Consider the following 17,403-nt stretch of genomic DNA (forward strand, 5'->3'; position numbering starts at 1 on the left):
AAATAAAAAACAATCCTGGCATATTAGCTAGGATTGTTTTTTATTAATGTTGATTATTTGTAAAATACTTTATCAACGTTATATTTCGCTTTGTATTCATTAATGATATATGTTTCGTAAATTTCTCTTTCTGTTGGATCTTCTACGATACATGCATCAATGCGGTATACTTCATCACGGTGATTTTTAATTGGTGAAACATTATCTTCAAAATGCTTCTTAATACGTTGTCTAATTTTACGAGCTTTACCTACGAAAAGAAGTTCGTCATTAATATTGTAAAACATAAAAATGCCGCCTTTATCTCTAGGGAACAAGTGGAAATCGATAAATCCATTAATTGGAGTAATGATTGGCTCGTCTCCTTTAATAACTTGTTTACGTTCAGTAATTGAAACATCAGCTTCAGGAATATTAATTTTAATCAAGTTCATTCACGTCCTCTTTTATTATAAAGATAAATAATAGCATACATAAGTAAGAAAAGCTATGTTCAGAGGCATATTTCATTTTATAATTCAAATATTATAGGTGTATCATGTAAACTTTTCTTCCAAATCATATGATCGCTGGATTTTCCCCAGTAATCTTTCAATACATAGCTAGGTTTTCCAAACTTTTTCGTCCATATACTTTGCGCATTTTTATATCCACTATCTAAACAATATTCTGTTATCCCTCTGCTAAGTAATGTAAGAAACATTGTATGTAGTAATAAACTCCCTATTCCCTTTCTCTGATACTCCGGAAGTATGAATACAGTTCCTATTTCATACAAATTTTTAAGTACACCACCTGTACAACTATTAATCAATGTACTTGCTGGACCGATTTCGATTGTTCCAATGATTTTATCGTTACTTGTATCAATTGCTAATAAAAAGTAACGACCTTCTCCGTTACTATCAAAATCACTTTTCAAATACTGCTTTTTTGAGTTAATTTCATTTTCTATGTCATCCAATGATTGTGACAATCCTTCATTTTTGTATGTATTCGTAATAACGATACGGAAAAATAAATATAGTTCATCTACATCATTCAAATTCGGTCTTCTAACTGCAACGTTAGTCATGAATTCAATCTCCAATCCTCATTATGCCATTGTCAATACAACACTTTATATAATCTATTCATCATTATTCTGCAAAAACCTGCATAAATCCAGCAATATAGAAAGCTCAGTATAAATATTAATAAAATAATTTTCATGTCCATAGTTGTATGAACAGTAGGACCAAGTACCGGAAAACGGAAAACATCGAGAACGATCATAATACCTATAAGTAGACACGTTGCTGAAAAAGAAACTATCCAAATTCTCCTCTTAAATTTTAAAAAGGCTAGTCCTAAGGCTAGACCTAATAAGCCTGTAGTAAAAGGAAAGATAATTAGTTCACTTGGCTCAATAATAAATAATAGAAAAATAGTAAGAATATAAGAAAGTATTCCCTCACGAATAGAATAGAAAATAGCAAAAAAAATCGGTAATGTCGAAAATGGACTAATGAGCAAACCTATACCAGGAACTAGGTTTCCTGCTGCTTGAAACATGGTGGCTAATGTACTCATCAAAGCTGTAAGTACTAACTTATTCGCAAGGGACAATTTTCTTTTATGAACAAAGCTCGTATCATGTTCTATCATCAGTTGATACCAATAACGTACAAACCGATTCATTAAAATCCCCCCTAAAGACACCTCATTCATTACTTTCTATATTATTCGTACACATACGGTTTATGAGTTACTTTCTGCAAGTTAATAGATGCTCATACATTGAAGATTTTTAGGGGGATAAGTTAAGTCGTGCGTTTTGGGAACAGAATGAATTCCTTATATTATATTTTTAGACTGATAATTTGTATCGTATTAAGGGATAATTTCAAAAATGGTACCTTTGTTAAAATCAGTTACTTTCATAGAACCGTAAACTCCTAAATATAATTTAGTTTGATTCAAATTTGTTCCTAAACTCATATAATAAGCTGCTTGCGTACCAAAATCATAATTGGTTTCAATAGCATGAAAGTCAGTATGTTTACCGTCTGTACCTGCTCTAGTATAGGCTAAAACACCTTTAACTGGCGGTCGAGAATCTTCTTTCTTAGCAAGGTCAGTAAACACTACGCTACCTGTTAAATTTGGAATTGCATTTCCCATATATGGCTGAACTCCTGTAAGGGAAGTTCCTCCAAACTTATCGGGTCTGGAATCTTGATGAAAATAACTAAGTAGAGGCAGAATACGCCTCGCTGAAGTTTGTATTGTTTCATCATAATAAGTCATTGTTCTTTCATCCAAAGTCTGATTTTCGGAACAATGCCGTATAAAAGAAGTAGGTAAATCCCCTTCCCATCCTCTCCAACCAAAATTGATAAACCCATCTTGATTGGGAGTGAGCCTCATAAAATGCATTTGAACAAGTTCTGTAACCGGTATAGGTTTATATTGAACAAATGAAAAAATAGACTCTACAATATCTTGTCCGACATTTCCGGCGTATTTGATATATTGATTATAAAACCTTTGAAATGAAATGCCGGTTATATTACGTACTCCTTTTGCAATTACTGTAAGTGTTTCTTGTATAGATAAAGGAAGTTCATCGAAGCGTGTAACTACAGGAGGGTTATTTATAAATGTATTTTTACTTACATCGATTTCAATTATTTTACCTGCTATTTCTAAATCATCTTGGCTTAAATTAAATGGATCATAACCTGATCCGCCATCTCCATTTGTAAAAACAAGTTTTCCAGTCTCAGGTGAAAAGTTTAAACTATTGACTCCGTTATGATTAAAAAATGGTCTTCTTACATTCAGTAATGTTCGTCGCTTTTGAGCTTGACCATTAGATTGTAAAGTCCATTCTTCTACTGTATCAATGTGATCATATTGCGTATTTCTATTAACCCACTTTAAATTTAACGTTTTAGGGTCACAAGGATTCGGTTTAAATTGCTCAGAAAATGCACCTGGTCCTTGAGTTCCAGCTACTGAATAATGAAGATAAAATAACCCATTTTGATAAAATTGTGGATGGAACGCAAGTCCAAGCAATCCGCGTTCATCATAACCGCTACTAGAAACACCTTCTTCAAATGTACCTAATTTAATAATTAGGTGACGAATATCTAAAAATATCTTTATAACTCCATTCCCTATGTAAAAAATCTCTCCTAATTGGGTTGCGATAAATAGTCTTTCGGTCGATTCGCCTGGAAGTATTGTTGTTTTCAATACGGTTGGTAAATTTATATTATGAACAATGGGTCGTAAACTAACTTTAACTTTTGTCAATTAACTGTACACCCCTTTTTCTTCTTTTTATAGAAGAATATGATTAGAGTAGTTCTGTTAGTATCAAATAAGTCGTATTCCTTTTTATTACAATTTTGTATATAATATAATTATAAATAATATGGGGGACGAACTATGATAATCGTACTACAAATCATCTTACCACTAATTTTCGCAGTCTATTTATTTACCCTCTATCATAACGGGACGTATGGATCAGCTTCATTCATTTTAGCAGTCATGATAGGAATTTTCGGTTTAGAGAATATTTTTCAATATGCTAGTCTAACAGATCATGCTATTTATCCATATTGGGGCAGTTTGAAGGCTGTTGTTATCGTTTTATCAGTCGTATTTCTATTTAAAAAAGGTGGTTTAACAGGGAAATATTGATTTTTAATGCGTTACATATTTTCTTGTTAAATTGCTTTTATTTTATAAAAGCAGAAATATTTATGTAAAAACACGAAGGGATGTGTTACATATGTCTATAAATATTATTTCAATAGTATCTATCATAATATGGATTTTGTTAATTACAGAACTTATAAAACCTTCAAAAGAACAGAATGGACGAAAAATAGTAACTTTAGTAACTGCTGGTTCCGTATCAACACTTATTTAACGGTTTCATTTATTCAAAATATCCCGTTTTGGAATTGATAGTGATATAACTAACAAAAATATGTATAAATAAAAAGATTAGGATTCACTCCTAATCTTTTTATATTTTGAGGTAGCACCATATGCCCAGCAAGCTAAGGTCTTGAAGTAGCCCCTAAACAAAATTTTAAATTTTTCTAAAGTTATTTATGCGAATTCAAATCGTTTTCAGGAACATATGTGGTCCTTTTACAATTTGAATTTCTTTTTAAGTTTCTTATATTTTCTGTACGAACGTCTAACAATGTTTAACATAAAATACGGTATTTTAACCGGAAAAGGCAATTTATATATGAAAGGAAAATAAAAGGTGAAATATGCCTTTTCTAGGTCTCTCCACTTACTATCTTCTTTTGTTTTTAAGAAATCAGATACATCGACTACATATCCTCTTCCTTTTTCCATCATCACATTTTTCCCGTGAACATCACAAGGAGTTAACCCTTGTTCCCTCGCATACTCTAAAGCCTCATTAATATCAAGTATTACTTGCTTAGGAATTTTAATCCCCTTATGAATAGCATCGTATAAGGTAATTTCTTTTAAACGTTTCAATACTATGAAATTTTCTCCTTTATATATAAGCTTTGAATAAGAAGGATGATCTCCAATTCTTCGGTATACTTCTGACTCTTTTTCAATTCCTTCTCCTTCTCGCACGTAAACTTTCACTACCCAATCTTTGTATTCTTTGTGCATGAATACTGCGGCATAATTACCTGTTCCTAAACACTTCCAAAGTCTAGGAATATCTTTAACTACTACAGGCTCGAATTCATCCTCACTTCTGATACTTACCTCTTTTAATAATTCGTCATTTATCAATCCCACAAAACTATTTATACTCATCATTCCCACTCCGCTTTTGCTAAAAGGGGGCCCACCCACATTTTAACGAAAATATACACTAAGCGAATTTTAGCATAAAACGAGTCATTTTTCTTCTTAAAATAAAAAGCTAACTCGTTTTATTTAAACTGTTGAATACTTAATATTTATTCCGTTATTCATAGCCAAAAACCGTACGATATAAAAATATTTCTAATTATTTTCATTTTTTCAGAGTCAACTGTATAGGGCTTTTCTTAGTACAAGTTCTCTTCGTTCATTACCCATGCCAAATCTATAAAACATTGTTTAGAAGTGTAGCAAAGGTTTGTTAATGGTTCAATTCTTCTTCCACAACTATTTTTGTTAGCAAAAACTTTTATTGTTTTAATAGTCTTTTGTTTAATTCCCACAATGCTGTTTTGTTGCTATCCCATTTCAAAAGCGTTACTGCTTCCTCAAAGCATAACCATTTATAATTGAAGTGTTCTTTAGATAATGATATGTTTTTTGTAGGGACTTTAACTCCAAAAGAAAATTCTTTTATTACATAAACCTCTTCTCCCCAAAGGAATCCTCCAACTACATCCTCTACTGGTAGCGAAGACACAGAATCTAATTGTATATATGGACATTCTCTTGTAATACCAGCCTCTTCAAACGCTTCCCGTTTTGCTGATTCAATAGGAATCTCACCGTCTTCTCCGCCACCAGCTATTCCTTGCCAATAACCATAATCACTTCGGTTAAAAATGGCATATTGAATAGAATCGGCAGTTTTTATATAAGGAAATATCAATACTTGATATGGCGCTCTCATTACTTAACCTCCTCTCGAAAATAAGTTTTAAATCAATATGAATAAAGAGCCGCCATCACAATTCTACATTATTAATGCAGGTTTATAATGTCGGCCCTCTATTTTTAAATAATTTTATTTTTCATAAACAGGCTTACTCTTAACAGAGGAAAAACTACTTATTCTCTGTCGAATTTGTTTAGCATGGTTTTTCATAAATGTTAGCAGTACTCCATATTATTCAATTGCGCCAGCAACGTCATAATCATTTAAATCTAATTCAATCGGTTGTCCGAGCGCTAGTTTAGCAAGTTCCGCTCCTAAGTATGGACCAGCTGTTAAACCCGAAGCCCCTAATCCATTCGCAACGAGAATTCCTTCAAATTTAGGTAGTGGTCCGATAACAGGTAAGAATCCTGGTGTGAATGGTCTGAATCCAACTCTCGTTTCAAGCATTGTAGCATTTTCTAAGCCAGGTGCAACTGTTAATGCCTTATGAAATACTTCATGTAAACCACCTGCTGTTACACGATGATCGAAACCAGTATCATTCTCATGTGTTGCACCAATTACGACATGCCCATTGTCAAACGTTAAAATATATTGATCGTTCGGTGGCATAACAACTGGCATATTTTCTGTTGCTGTATTCTCGATTTGCAGATGAACAATTTGTCCTTTTTGGAATGTAACTAAGAAATTAATTCCTAATGGTTTCAAGATTTCATTCGCCCATGCGCCTGCAGTTACAATAACCTTTTCCGCTAAAATTGTTTCATCGTTTACTGTAACTCCCGTAATATGATTTCCTTCACGGACTAATATAGCATCGCCTTTTATGAAAGTTGCACCATGTTTTTTCGCAGCACTTATTAATGCATTGCGTAATAATCTTCCATTTACTCGTGCAGCACCACTAATATGAACAGAACTATATTCGTCTGATAATGCTGGGAATAATTTTTTTGTTTCTTCAGCTGATAAGCGAGTTATTTCACCAATCTCCGGGGCATCTTCACGTCGTTTATAAGCTCGCTCTTCCATTTGATCTAACTTTTTCTCGTCAGTATGTAAACTAATTGCACCTACACGATTATATCCTGTGTCAGTTTCACCGTCTTCTTCTAATTGCTGAATTAACGAAGAATAGTAACGTGCACCGCCTTTAACGATTTTATACCATGCTTTATTACGGCGTTGTGATAGCCATGGACATACAATACCTGCTCCTGCATCGGTTGCTTGCCCTAATTGTTGGCGATCCACGATAGTAACATTCGCACCTGCCTTAGCAAGATGATAAGCAGTAGACGCTCCTAAAATTCCTGATCCAACTACAATATACGATTTCATTTCAAACACCTTTTCTCTTTTGCTAATTATATAAATATAAGAACATTCCTTAGTATAATGGAAGGAATGCTTTTTTCAATGTACTCATCACAATTAATTGTTGCAGCATTGTGACTTCCTTAATCATTATTTTTTCTTCTTACGGAATAATTCAATTGTTTTATAGCCTTGTGAAAGGATTTCTATCATTTTCTCTAGACGTTTTTCACGTGTTTTTTCTTGTTTCACAGAAAAAAGATTACGTGCCCAATCTTTTTGGTATCCAGGCGTTAAACTTTGATAAAACTTAAGTTCATTCGGATGATTAGCTAATAATGCTTCAACATCTTTAATTCGATCTGCATAATCGGCAACACATTGACTCATAGCAGATGTTTTTGTTGTTTTTTTCTTTTCACGTTTTAAACCAACAACAGTAAAGACTTCATCCATACTTACCATTCGTGCAAATTTAATATCGCTTTCTCCCACATAACCATCTTCTCCAACGTTTAATGCCGGAAACATTTCATCACGGTGAATAAACGTACTATAACGCGCATTACCTTTTTTCGGATATGCGAAGAATACGTAACCTTTTTCAATTAGTAATTCTTCATTACTAATAATAAAATTCGTTTGTTTCACCATTTCATCAAGCGTTTCTACAAATATAAAGATAGCATCGTGTTCTTTTGAGAATGCAGTTTCTTTACCTGTAAAAATGTCATAATCACTTGGTTCGTTAATAATGACCATATTTGTATACTTATTAAGTTTCAATTTATCAATAACTGACATAATAATCTTCCTTTACATTCAAAATTCATTGTACATACTTTTTCGTACTGTTCTAGTGTATTATATGTATTAAGAAAATCAAACTTTAAATCGTATTATTCTGCTGCAAAAGAACATAATTCTTTACTAGATGGGGTGGTTTTATGCCATATGTAATCCGAGATGAAGGGCTAGTTTTACAAGGGGATGATGGAAAAGGACCAATTTTTCATACATATGAAGAAGCTGAGGAAACATTAAAAACATTAACTATACCGAAGTTTCCGAAATATATTAGAAGAAAACCATTTACACCAAAAATAATAAAGATAGCCGCTTCTGAATAAGAACCGGCTATCTTTATTATTCATAACTTAATAGCAAATAAAGTATATAAAAACTCTTTATATTGATCTTCTGTAATTTCACGCTTAGTTTTTTCCCCATGAATAATTTCGGTTAAACTTGTATTCGTTAATGAAATATGGCCAGAGTTCGTCAACTTTACTGCAATTGGTCCTTTATTAAAAATAGACTTCTCATCTTCTATCACTCTTCTTTGAACATCATTTACTACTATCTCATCAATAATATGTTTATAAAAAGCATGACAAACTTTCCATTCTCCAGCAGCATCTATTCTTTCTAAAACATAATTTCCTTTATTCGTATCTTTCCGTCTCACCCGGTACGAACCATTTTTTGAAGAAACCGACTCGCCAGTAAAAGGTACAGGAACAAGAGGTACTAACGAAGCTATACCTACATCAATTAAATACTGTACATTATCATAAGTTAAAATAATTGTTATATGGCCATCCTCAAGTGCCCATGTATTTATATCGTTTTTATACACCGTACCTAATGCCAGTTGTACATCATAGCCACAGTCTCTTAAGAAATAGTAAAAAAGAGTATTTAATTCGTAGCAAAGTCCACCACGGGAACTAGTTAAAATTTTCTCTCGTAAGTTTTCCAGAGAGATCTGATTCGTATTTCGTGCTATAACATCTAAATTCTCAAATGGTATAGTATGCGCAAACGAAAAGAGTATGGTAGGTAATTCTTCAAACGTTACATCATTACGTTTTTTAAGATTTAATCTTGTGAAAAGCTGATCTTGTAAACTTGTCATATTTAGCACCCCTTAAAAATTTATAAGTTTAAATAATATATGCTGATTGTAAATTTTAAGGGGCACTGTAACAATGTACATTTCATTTAACTGTACCGGTACAAAAATTACGATTCACATAGGAGGTGTCATTACACATGTTTTTTGTAATCACTTCTTTTTGGGGCAAATCAAAAGCTACGAATATAAATTTAATAGTTTATCTATAGGCAAATTATTACTATCACTTAAATCAACAAAATATTGAAGTTGCCACGTTTGGCTCTTTTTAGCTTGATTACTAACAGTGGTATCCCAAACAGGATAAATTCTCATTGCCATTTTCCCTGTTTGACTTTGTGTTCTCAATATTTTTTCTTTAAGAAGAATCTCTTTAGGAAAAATAAATTGCCCTAGTTTATTATCAGCAATACAAGTGATTACTAATAAATCAGGAGCAGCTTCATAAGAGAAAGCTCTATTTCGCATATTTTCATCTTTCTCCCAAAAAGAAACAAATTGACCAATTTTATTAGGTGTAACTTTTGATTTTCTAAAACGAATGGTTTTGTTATTTAAGTGGAATAAACATCCGGCATATTCTGCGTTTTGCTTTTCTTCTTTTAGATTCGTAATCATTAAGTTGTTAGGTTTGTAAACTATATTATTTAAATTTTGGATTATATTATTAAAATTGTTCAAAAAAACTCCCCCTTTATTCATCTCTTAGTTTACCACAAACATCAGTTCTTCTATATCGTATATAATTATGAACTAAGTGAAATGGGGGGATTTAGCAGGATATAATTATTACTTTAATGTACTTAGTTTTTCAATTGCTTGTTGTTCAGTTGCTAAGTAAAAAATGTCATTCCCTTTATTACATTCATAAATAAAATCTTTTAAGCTTTTACTAGTATACATAGAGAAATCTCCAACAATAGCAATCTTTACCTTGTAGTTTATAAACTTTTGAAGGATATCGCCCGCAAGCCGTGTTTTTAGGTCAAAGAAATCTTCACTTATTAAAGATTTATGGATAATAATATGTTTCGCATCTACCTCATATTGAACTGTTGCCATAGTATCTAATGCAGACTGAACATCCGATATTAATACCTTATCGTTCCCAATGACCGCAATATTGATTCCATCGATTACTACTTTCTTTATTTCCATAGTCCTCCCCCTTTATAATTTACACAGTATGAGTAAAATTGTTTTACAAAACTTCGTATTAATCATAGATTAAATTAGCCACAGCTATTAAAATGGCCTCTATTTTTTGTTGTAAATATCTATTTTTTCTTACTAATACGGTCAATGAAATTAATGATAGTTTCTCTTTTTTTGTATTTTTGAATATATATATGGAATTACTTTTACTTGTTATAAAAATATTGTGGTGTAACATAACTTAACAAACTATCCAAAGTGTTAATCTCGGCATATGGTTGTATTTTAGTAGTATTCTTGATTTTCTGAGGGTTAAACCACACACCTTTTATATTTGCATTTTGAGGACCAGCAATATCCTTTTCTAAGTCATCCCCAACAAATAAAGTATTTTCCGGTTGTAAATTTAACTTATTTAATGCTAGTTCGAATATACGTTTATCAGGTTTACTAAATCCCACTTCTTCAGAAATAATGATTGTTTCAAAATACTTATTTAAATTCGTGTTAAATATTTTAGCTTTTTGCCTCTGAGTTGAGCCATTTGTTATAATTCCAACTTTAAAGTGCTTCTTTATTTGATTTAAGAAATGAATAGTATTTTTGTCTATTGAAAAACATCTAGGGAAATTATTATTCCAAAAATCTTGAATGTAATTGCGTGGCAATCTATACTTCGGCGTGAATTCATCAAACAATGATTCTAAAACTGTCGTTTTATTACTTATGCCATATTCTCTTTTATCGTATTTTTAAAATTTCTGTAACATGTTGCTTTTAGCCGCACCATCTACATTTTCATAACACTTTTCTAAAACAATTAAAAATAATGCCTCTACTGCTTTATCCCTATCAAGTAATGTATCATCTAAATCAAACAGCATCGCTTTATAACCCATCAAATAATTTCACAACCTTTCTAGCATTATATAAATCTTTCCAAGTTTGTACCTTTAAAATTTTGGTTCAGCAAGAACATTGTTATGTAGTGATTAACGATTAAATAGAAACTAGATGAAAGAAATCCAAAGTTCTCGGCGCACACTCTAGTATTACAGTAGCTTCTTCTATATTGAAATTCCCTTTCCTCTTTTGGTAAAGAAGCAAAAGTATATTTTCACAAATTTTAAGAAGCTACATACAATTCACATTAGTATACATTAGTTTTTCGTAAATATTAATCGTACATCAATTCATACGATAAGTTTTTTAAAGCAATTATTTCTCCATAAAAAAGTAATATAGCTAATAATATTTTTTAGTAGTAAACGTCCTATGAAGTTTACTACTGTATCTCCACATAAACTCCAGATAGTACGGCTATAATGACTACCAGAGGTGATATTATGAAAAACTATCATATTCTCGTGGTAGAGGACGATCAAGAAATTCAGGAATTAATTAAACAATTTTTAATGACACAGCATTATACAGTGGTAGTCGCTTCAGATGGACTAGAGGGTATGACACAATTTAATAAGCAATCATTTGATTTAATTCTTCTAGATGTCATGATGCCCAATCTTAATGGGTTTGAAGTTTCTAAAATGATTCGAAGTCAGTCAAACGTACCAATTATTATGCTAACTGCGTTGGAAGAAGAGGAAGATCAAATGAAAGGATTCGACCTTGGGATCGATGATTATATAACAAAGCCCTTTTCATTTCATGTTTTGATTAGACGAGTCGAAGCTGTACTTAGAAGAAGTTATGATAAAAATGTAAATAATCATTTGATATTTAAAGAAGTGCGTATCGATGTGGATGCATATAGAGTATATGTAAATGACGTTGAAATTATATTAACGACAAAAGAGTTTGAAATTCTACAACTACTATTTCAAAATGAGAGAAAAGTACTTACAAGAGAAAATATCGTAGAGAAGGTTTGGGGGTACGATTATTTTGGAGAAACACGAATAATTGATACACATATTAAAAATCTACGTAAAAAATTAGCTATCCCTTATATTAAAACAATAAAGGGTATTGGTTATAAAATTGATGAATAGTATTGTGAAACTCATGAAGATGAAGCAAATTACTTACAAACTCTTTATGACTACATCTCTCATTTTGTTATCCTTTGCAGTATTGATTTATTTAACTTTATACTTCTTTCTCCCTACGTTTTATGAGCAATATAAAACAGATCAACTTCAAACAGGGATAAACGAAATCATTGATAAATCTAAAAATCTTACGTTTCAAGATGCGATACCACTTTTTGATGAATACGCAAAAAAAAATAATGCGATGCTTTATCTTCAAAATAAAGAAGGAGTAATTATTTACTCTCCTTCATTTTCTTTTATTCAAAGTGGTACGCAAAAAACAGTAGTTACTAAAGCAACACGATTCGAGAATGCAAGTACCCTTAGCAATTCATATAACGCTACGAAACCAATTCAATTTCAAGATGGTAGTTTAACGCTTGTAGTGTTTGCTACATTTCAACCGATTGATGAAGCTTCACAGGTTTTAGTACGCTTTCTCCCCTATATTAGTATCATTGTGCTCGTTATTGGTATAGGGAGTGCTTATTTTTATTCCAGGTTTATTACAAAGCCACTTATTTATATTAATGAAGGTGCACAAAAGATGGCAAATTTAGATTTCTCCGAAAAAATTGAGGTTCGCTCTACAGATGAGTTAGGAGAATTATCTAATAGTTTGAATGACATGTCTATTAACTTGCAACAAGCTATGTTTGATTTAAAAAAAGCAAATGAACAATTAAAAAATGATATTGAAAAAGAAAGAGAAATAGAAACAAAACGCAGAGAGTTTTTTGCGATTGTAGCACATGAATTAAAGTCCCCTCTTACTGTAATGAAAGGATACTTAGAAGGAATGATATACAATATTGGCCCTTATCAAAATCGCGATCAATATTTAAAGAAGAATCATCAAATTATTGAAAGTATGGAACAATTAGTTCGTGAAATTTTAAGCGTATCGAAATTAGAACAACACACCTTCAAACTAAAAGTAGAGAAAGTTAATCTTTCAAAATTAATAGGGACAATTACAAAAGATCTCGAATTTTTTGCTTCTCAAAAAAACATCGAAATAATAAAAGAAATTGATTTTGGCCTTGCTATTTATACAGATTGTGCCCTTTTAGAAAAAGCATGTAAAAATATTGTCCATAATGCGGTTATGTATTCACCACATAATGAAAAAGTCTATATAAAGTTAAGTGAGGATTCTAAACAAAGTCAAATCGAAATGCAAATTATAAATACAGGTGTCAATATTAAAGATGAAGAGATACAACAAATTTTCAAACCATTTTATCGAATTGAAAAATCAAGGAATCGAAATACTGGAGGAAATGGTTTGGGGCTATATATTGTTAAACAAATTCTTGAAACGCTAGATATAAAGTATTCAATAAAAAATATGGAACATAGTGTACAATTTTGCATGAGTATTCCATTATCTAAACACAAAAACAAACAAACTCTCCTTTAAATAGGACGAGTTTGTTTGTTTTTGTGGTAAGTATAAACTTATTAACAGGTTTTTCGTTTAATGATATATATTGCTTCTTAAATGGTAATTATCATAAGTGGTGACAAACTGTATTCAATTTACATATTTATCTTTTACTATAACAGCAAAAACGAAATTCCGCTTAGCAGCAAATTAGATTCTCTTATTTGAGATGCATTTCATCTATGAAACTGAAAAGGAAGATGAAAAATGCATATTTCCCTCCATTTTTCAGATTAATTTAAAATTCTTTTATGGTAAGCTATATGTAAAGATTAAACATAAAACATAAAACATAAAACATAAAACATAAAGGATGATTCGTATGCAAATAAGGCCACAAGTAAGTGAATATAACTCCTATTATGCAACGTATACCAACTTGGTATCAGACGGAAATATCATACATATTCTAGAACAACAAATGAAGGAAACGAATCTCTTATTAAAGGAAATTTCTGATAGTGAGGGACTTTTCCGGTATGCTCCTACTAAATGGAGTATAAAAGAAGTAATGGGTCATATAGCAGATACAGAACGGATTATGGCGTATCGATTGCTATCTATCGCTCGAGGCGAGACAGCAGAACTTCCAGGCTATAATGATGATATGTATGTTCTTAGAGCTGCTTTTGATAAGCAATCTATGCAAGATCTTCTTGAGAATTTAATAGTTGTTCGCCAATCTACCCTGTATTTACTTAGAAGCTTAGATAAAGAAGCTTGGTCACAAAGAGGAAATGCGAATAATTCTGAAGTTACAGTTCGTGCATTAGCATACATCATTGCTGGTCATGAGCTTCATCATCTTCAAATTATAAAAGAACGTTACCTTGGTTCTGATGTATATCCAGCAACTTAATATTTGAAGAAAAAGAGTCCTATTTATGTAGGGCTCTTTTTCAGAATTTATAACGGATTAGCGCTTAGAACCATGGCAATTAAATGTCTTTATTTATAAAATTCACCACATAATATATATGTTATCCCCTCTTATTCTGTACATAATTTTATTTAGGCTGATATACTATAAACACAATAGTTCTGGAAAGGTGATGATATTATGTATGAACAACAAAATAATAGAGATAGAGATCAAAAAATGATGTTTTCTATGCAAGGAGTTCCCACAAATAAAATTAACATGAATCAATTACCTAAATGGATTAGTATTTTTGGCTATTGTGCCTTTGGTTGGATGATAGTATTTAGTTTAATTATGATTGTAGGTTTGATTCTACAATAACTATACAGATACACAGGTAAATGGGACAGCATTTAGATTATATATCTAGGTATTGTCCCGTTTTTTATGTGTAATTATCCCATGATAGGTAACCAATTATAATAAAAAGAACTTGTAGAATATCCTACAAGTTCTTTTAAAAATATTATTAAAACGGGAACGACAAACTATTTTAACATTCAGTACAGGGAGACCATTTTGATTATGGCTTGATTTTATTATAATTCAAATATAAGCTTTTGAAAGGTCTAGTTTTTGAAAAATATGTGAATTAAACAGCTACGATGTTTATATTAGATTTCATTTATGACTAACTTCTTCTTACTTAAATACACTGCACGATCTGATTTTTTAGCAACCTCCTGTGAGTGAGTCACAACAATAATGCATTTATTCTCTTTATGTGCAAGTTCTTGAAACAGTTCTATTATATCCATTGCGGTTTCCTCGTCGAGGTTTCCTGTCGGCTCATCTGCAATCAGTAAATCAACATTACAAGATAGTGCTCGAGCAATTGCTACACGCTGTTGTTGTCCACCGCTTAGTTGCAATACGTTTCGTTTCGCTTCAAGTTCTGTGAGTCCTACCCTCTTTAATAATTCTAATGCTCTTGCTGTTTTATTTTGCACTTTAACACCTGTAATTTCCATTGCTGTTAAGACATTTTGAAGAGCGGTCATATAGGTAATTAAGTTATAAGATTGGAAAATTACAGATACATTTTGATTACGGTATCGATCCAAACCAATTTTTCTAATATCTTTGCCATTATACAGTACATAACCATTTTTAGGGACATCCAGTCCACAACCTAAGCTCAGAGTTGTGGTTTTACCAGAGCCAGATGGTCCTAAAATCGTGTAGAAATGTCCTTTTTGAAAAGAAAAGTTAACATTATCTAGTATCGCTACATTTTTCCCATTACTTTCATAATAATAATCCAAATTTTTAAACTGTAAAATCGTCTCCATATCGAGCCTCCTCATTCATCTTTTAAAAGAATTTGTTTTGGGTTTAAACGTAGAATAGATAATGCTGGAAGAAGCGTTGCTATTATAGCAATACCTAGTCCAATCCCCCCCATTTTCCCTACATCTTCTCCTGTTACACTTACATCAATTTTATCAATTGGATCTTCTTTTTGATTTTGTAGAGTACCACCAGGTCCAGCCATCATTACAGTACCATGTTGCGAGGTATCTGTTTCTTCGCTCGCAGTAGCAATTTCATTCGAAAGTAAATTATCCCCGATATATTGAGAAACTTTAGCTCCTGTTGTTATGGATAATCCAAATGCTAAAATAGCGACACATACTACTTCTACTACGAACTGTGCCATCAGTTTCCACTTTTTCTCTCCAATGGACAATAGAATTCCCATTTCTTTACGACGTCCTTTAATTGATAGCATAATGATTAATCCTAAAATAATCGCACCTGCAATCGATACAATATAAATAATCATTTGAGAAGTCGAAGAGATATTTTCGATAGGACCAATCATTTGCTTGTACAATGAATCATGCGCATCTAATTTATAATAATTAAAATCAATATTAGATTTTTTTGCTTCTTTTTTAAATGCATCAATATATTGTGGGTCATTCAAGAAATACACGACTTGAACACTACTTATACCTTGATCCACTTCTAATTTTTTCATAGTTGAATGTGGCATATATAGTTTATTAGCCGGATCCATTATAGGAGGAGCCTGTTGACTCATTGCTTGCTCATTGGTTTCGTAAATACCGATAATTTCAACCTCAAGGATTTCCTTCTTATCCCCTGATTGTACTTTAACTTTGTCTCCTACTTTCAAATTGTTTAATTCCGCTAATCGTTTTTCCATTAAAGCTACATTCTGATCCTTCATTTGCTCTGTAATTGGTTTTCCATCAATGATTTTACTTTTTCCGTTTTTAAAGCTTTCTTGTAATGCAGTCTTGCGAACTCCCTCAATCATAAAAGAAGCATTCATATCTATTTCTGTACCAGAGCTTGAACCGCCTCGCACAGCCGCCATTCCCGCTTTACCTTCTTCTTTTCCTTCTGAAGCTCCTACTAGTTTAAGTCCATCAGAAATACCGAAAGTGTTAGCTATGTAATTATAGTCTTTTACATACTTGTACTTTGCTAATTGATCTGTTTCTTTTGTATCGAGCTGCGGCGGATTTGGCATTTCTCCAGTTTCCTTAGCTTTTTGACCTAATTTGTCGAAATCAAGACCTAAAGTAACATCTGCACCAAGTTTTTTTCTTGCAGCATCCGCTGCTTTTTTTGATGCATTTTGGATTGTGAAACCTGAAAGAACCAAATTTGTAACAATCAGAAAAACTGCCATCAAAATTAACGATGTTCCTATCCTTTTTTTCATACTGAGAATTGCTCGTTTCATAAAATTCATTTTTTCTTACCTCCTTGATATCTTGTATTCTATATAGGTTATCTAGAGTTTATATGGAGCTAATCGGTAGTTTAACTAGAGATATAAGGAGTTTATGTGTAGTTATTTACCTGTTTCAGAAAAGCTAGAACACAAATTCAAAAACGCAGCCGTTTTTGAATATTGGTAAGGAGTTATTCCGTTTAATAAATTTATATAAAAGAAAAGGTTAAGATTAATTTAATGTATGTAGCACAAAAAATATTTACTGTGTAATT

At 31.8% G+C, this 17,403-nt stretch carries 19 protein-coding genes and 1 pseudogene; 6 read left to right on the forward strand and 14 right to left on the reverse strand.

What is annotated here, in order from left to right:
• Nucleotides 1-53 precede the first annotated feature (53 nt).
• The 4 genes from V7S45_RS13265 to V7S45_RS13280 all read right to left on the reverse strand — a co-directional run bounded on the left by V7S45_RS13265 (nucleotide 54) and on the right by V7S45_RS13280 (nucleotide 3,303).
• Nucleotides 54-434 (reverse strand): nucleotide excision repair endonuclease, encoded by a 381-nt coding sequence (locus V7S45_RS13265; RefSeq protein WP_001048941.1) that lies wholly within the window; start codon nucleotides 432-434, stop codon nucleotides 54-56.
• A 77-nt stretch (nucleotides 435-511) separates the two neighbouring features.
• On the reverse strand, nucleotides 512-1,075 hold the full coding sequence (locus tag V7S45_RS13270; RefSeq protein ID WP_088344341.1) for a GNAT family N-acetyltransferase: 564 nt from the start codon (nucleotides 1,073-1,075) through the stop codon (nucleotides 512-514).
• A 32-nt stretch (nucleotides 1,076-1,107) separates the two neighbouring features.
• Entirely contained in the window at nucleotides 1,108-1,680 is a 573-nt protein-coding gene (locus tag V7S45_RS13275; RefSeq protein ID WP_088344340.1) for a hypothetical protein, read from the reverse strand.
• A 192-nt stretch (nucleotides 1,681-1,872) separates the two neighbouring features.
• Nucleotides 1,873-3,303, reverse strand: a complete 1,431-nt coding sequence (locus V7S45_RS13280; protein WP_088344339.1) for a PQQ-dependent sugar dehydrogenase — start codon at nucleotides 3,301-3,303, stop codon at nucleotides 1,873-1,875.
• Between the two features lie 135 nt (nucleotides 3,304-3,438).
• Here V7S45_RS13280 and V7S45_RS13285 point away from each other — a divergent pair, with 135 nt between their 5' ends.
• A complete protein-coding gene (locus V7S45_RS13285; protein WP_000587696.1) occupies nucleotides 3,439-3,696 on the forward strand; it encodes a hypothetical protein in 258 nt (85 codons plus the stop codon).
• Nucleotides 3,697-4,155: 459 nt separating this feature from the next.
• On the opposite strand, the gene V7S45_RS13290 is transcribed toward V7S45_RS13285, so the two are convergent.
• The 4 genes from V7S45_RS13290 to V7S45_RS13305 all read right to left on the reverse strand — a co-directional run bounded on the left by V7S45_RS13290 (nucleotide 4,156) and on the right by V7S45_RS13305 (nucleotide 7,726).
• Nucleotides 4,156-4,815 (reverse strand): serine/threonine protein kinase, encoded by a 660-nt coding sequence (locus V7S45_RS13290; RefSeq protein WP_074047543.1) that lies wholly within the window; start codon nucleotides 4,813-4,815, stop codon nucleotides 4,156-4,158.
• 358 nt (nucleotides 4,816-5,173) lie between these two features.
• Complete coding sequence (locus V7S45_RS13295) at nucleotides 5,174-5,614, reverse strand: NUDIX pyrophosphatase (RefSeq protein WP_001202586.1); 441 nt, start codon at nucleotides 5,612-5,614, stop codon at nucleotides 5,174-5,176.
• A gap of 216 nt (nucleotides 5,615-5,830) precedes the next feature.
• The gene (locus V7S45_RS13300; protein ID WP_074555115.1) at nucleotides 5,831-6,946 is read right to left on the reverse strand and encodes an FAD-binding oxidoreductase; all 1,116 of its coding nucleotides are present in this window, start codon (nucleotides 6,944-6,946) and stop codon (nucleotides 5,831-5,833) included.
• Nucleotides 6,947-7,072: 126 nt separating this feature from the next.
• A complete protein-coding gene (locus tag V7S45_RS13305) occupies nucleotides 7,073-7,726 on the reverse strand; it encodes a YdeI/OmpD-associated family protein (protein ID WP_088344335.1) in 654 nt (217 codons plus the stop codon).
• Nucleotides 7,727-7,869: 143 nt separating this feature from the next.
• On the opposite strand from V7S45_RS13305, the gene V7S45_RS13310 reads away from it, so the two are divergent.
• On the forward strand, nucleotides 7,870-8,052 hold the full coding sequence (locus V7S45_RS13310) for a hypothetical protein (protein ID WP_088344333.1): 183 nt from the start codon (nucleotides 7,870-7,872) through the stop codon (nucleotides 8,050-8,052).
• A 20-nt stretch (nucleotides 8,053-8,072) separates the two neighbouring features.
• Here V7S45_RS13310 and V7S45_RS13315 read toward each other — a convergent pair whose 3' ends face one another.
• The 4 genes and pseudogenes from V7S45_RS13315 to V7S45_RS13330 form a co-directional block, all read right to left on the reverse strand.
• Complete coding sequence (locus V7S45_RS13315; RefSeq protein WP_242278194.1) at nucleotides 8,073-8,840, reverse strand: arylamine N-acetyltransferase; 768 nt, start codon at nucleotides 8,838-8,840, stop codon at nucleotides 8,073-8,075.
• A gap of 177 nt (nucleotides 8,841-9,017) precedes the next feature.
• A complete protein-coding gene (locus V7S45_RS13320; protein WP_001058863.1) occupies nucleotides 9,018-9,521 on the reverse strand; it encodes a mep operon protein MepB in 504 nt (167 codons plus the stop codon).
• Nucleotides 9,522-9,629: 108 nt separating this feature from the next.
• Entirely contained in the window at nucleotides 9,630-9,998 is a 369-nt protein-coding gene (locus V7S45_RS13325; RefSeq protein WP_075677098.1) for a DUF4180 domain-containing protein, read from the reverse strand.
• Between the two features lie 203 nt (nucleotides 9,999-10,201).
• Nucleotides 10,202-10,894: pseudogene (locus tag V7S45_RS13330) on the reverse strand (HAD-IA family hydrolase).
• A gap of 447 nt (nucleotides 10,895-11,341) precedes the next feature.
• Here V7S45_RS13330 and V7S45_RS13335 point away from each other — a divergent pair.
• From V7S45_RS13335 to V7S45_RS13350, 4 genes are all read left to right on the forward strand, one after another.
• On the forward strand, nucleotides 11,342-12,007 hold the full coding sequence (locus V7S45_RS13335) for a response regulator transcription factor (RefSeq protein WP_000800727.1): 666 nt from the start codon (nucleotides 11,342-11,344) through the stop codon (nucleotides 12,005-12,007).
• A 13-nt stretch (nucleotides 12,008-12,020) separates the two neighbouring features.
• A complete protein-coding gene (locus tag V7S45_RS13340; protein WP_033695141.1) occupies nucleotides 12,021-13,472 on the forward strand; it encodes a HAMP domain-containing sensor histidine kinase in 1,452 nt (483 codons plus the stop codon).
• Between the two features lie 346 nt (nucleotides 13,473-13,818).
• Entirely contained in the window at nucleotides 13,819-14,355 is a 537-nt protein-coding gene (locus tag V7S45_RS13345) for a DinB family protein (protein WP_001167132.1), read from the forward strand.
• A 201-nt stretch (nucleotides 14,356-14,556) separates the two neighbouring features.
• Nucleotides 14,557-14,739 carry a hypothetical protein gene (locus V7S45_RS13350; RefSeq protein WP_000273239.1) on the forward strand — a complete coding sequence of 61 codons (183 nt, stop codon included), beginning with the start codon at nucleotides 14,557-14,559 and terminating at the stop codon, nucleotides 14,737-14,739.
• 293 nt (nucleotides 14,740-15,032) lie between these two features.
• Here V7S45_RS13350 and V7S45_RS13355 read toward each other — a convergent pair whose 3' ends face one another.
• Together V7S45_RS13355 and V7S45_RS13360 are read right to left on the reverse strand one after the other, a co-directional pair.
• Nucleotides 15,033-15,710 carry an ABC transporter ATP-binding protein gene (locus V7S45_RS13355; protein WP_000447856.1) on the reverse strand — a complete coding sequence of 226 codons (678 nt, stop codon included), beginning with the start codon at nucleotides 15,708-15,710 and terminating at the stop codon, nucleotides 15,033-15,035.
• Between the two features lie 11 nt (nucleotides 15,711-15,721).
• Nucleotides 15,722-17,146 carry an ABC transporter permease gene (locus V7S45_RS13360; RefSeq protein ID WP_342761900.1) on the reverse strand — a complete coding sequence of 475 codons (1,425 nt, stop codon included), beginning with the start codon at nucleotides 17,144-17,146 and terminating at the stop codon, nucleotides 15,722-15,724.
• Nucleotides 17,147-17,403: the final 257 nt, after the last annotated feature.

This window comes from Bacillus sp. BR3(2024), assembly GCF_039134555.1.
GTDB classification, from domain to species: Bacteria; Bacillota; Bacilli; order Bacillales; family Bacillaceae_G; genus Bacillus_A; species Bacillus_A cereus.